Origin of the sequence: Variovorax sp. CF313 (assembly GCF_000282635.1) — a bacterium.
GTDB lineage: Bacteria > Pseudomonadota > Gammaproteobacteria > Burkholderiales > Burkholderiaceae_C > Variovorax.
The window spans coordinates 1-1,399 of sequence record NZ_AKIW01000158.1; the positions used below are offsets into that span (position 1 = coordinate 1).

General features: G+C 68.0%; 2 protein-coding genes. Both read left to right on the top strand.

Annotation, left to right across the window (positions count from 1 at the left end):
- Positions 1–7: 7 nt before the first annotated feature.
- Positions 8–886 (top strand): ABC transporter permease, encoded by an 879-nt coding sequence (locus PMI12_RS26210; RefSeq protein WP_042674462.1) that lies wholly within the window; start codon positions 8–10, stop codon positions 884–886.
- An 8-nt stretch (positions 887–894) separates the two neighbouring features.
- Positions 895–1,399: ATP-binding cassette domain-containing protein (locus PMI12_RS26215; RefSeq protein ID WP_007838783.1), on the top strand; the 505-nt coding region annotated here is incomplete at its 3' end.

The following is a 1,399-nucleotide window of genomic DNA, read 5'->3' on the forward strand; positions in this document are numbered from 1 at the left end:
GCGACATATGAGCTCCGTCATCACCGCTCCGAGCGCTGCGGCGCTCAAGGTGCCGGGCTTCTGGCGCCGCGCATTGCACCACCGCAGCTTCGTGCTGGGCGGCGCGCTGACGCTGCTCCTGCTGCTCGCCGCCGGCATCTCGCTGGTCTGGACACCGTGGTCGCCCTACGACATGGACATGGCCAACAAGCTGAAGCCGCCGACGGGCGCGCACTGGCTGGGCACCGACACCTACGGCCGCGACGTAGCCTCGCTGCTGCTGGTCGGCGCACGCGCATCGATCCTTGTCGGCGTGATCGCGGTCGGCATCGGCCTCGTGGTCGGTACGGCGCTGGGCCTGCTGGCTGCCGCCAAGCGCGGCTGGGTCGAGGAAGCCATCATGCGGCTCACCGACTTCTCGCTGGCCTTCCCCGCAATCCTCTCGGCCATCATGATGACCGCCGTGTTCGGCGCCGGCATCGTCAACGCGATCATTGCCATCGGCATCTACAACATCCCGACCTTCGCGCGCATCACGCGCGCCTCGGCCAACGCGATCTGGTCGCGCGAGTACGTGGCCGCCGCGCGCGCCTGCGGCAAGGGCAGCTTCGCGATCACGATGCAGCACGTGCTGCCGAACATATCGGCCGTGCTGATCGTGCAGATCACGATCCGATTCGCCATCGCCATCCTGGCCGAGGCCGCCCTCTCCTACCTGGGCCTGGGCACGCAGCCGCCGCAACCTTCGTGGGGCCGCATGCTCAGCGAGGCGCAGACGATGATGTTCCAGTCGCCCCTGCTCGCGGTGTTCCCCGGCATGGCCATCGCGCTCGCGGTGCTCGGCCTGAATCTGCTGGGCGACGGATTGCGCGATTTGCTCGATCCGCGCCTCGCACGCGCAAGATAAGAAGTGCCATGCCCTTGCTCGAAGTCGAAGACCTCCACATCGAACTGCAGACGCAGCGCGGTCCCGCCGAGGCCGTGCGCGGCATCGACTTCACGCTGGAACGTGGCGAGACGCTGGGCATCGTCGGAGAATCGGGCTGCGGCAAGTCGATCACGGTGATGTCGCTGATGGGCCTGCTGCCCTCGACCGCGAAGGTCACCGGCAGCATACGTTTCGACGGAACCGAGCTCGTCGGCCGAGACGAAAGGGCCATGTGCCGGATCCGCGGCAACCGCATCGGCATGATCTTCCAGGAGCCGATGACGGCGCTGAACCCGGTGCACACGATTGCGCGCCAGGTCGGCGAACCGCTACGGCTGCATCGCGGGCTCTCGCAAGCCGACGCACGCAAGGAAGTGCTCGCGCTGCTCGACCGCGTGGGCATCCCCGACGCGGCCTCGCGCCTCGATGCCTATCCGCACCAGTTCTCCGGCGGCCAGCGCCAGCGCATCGGCATCGCGATGGCGCTCGCCT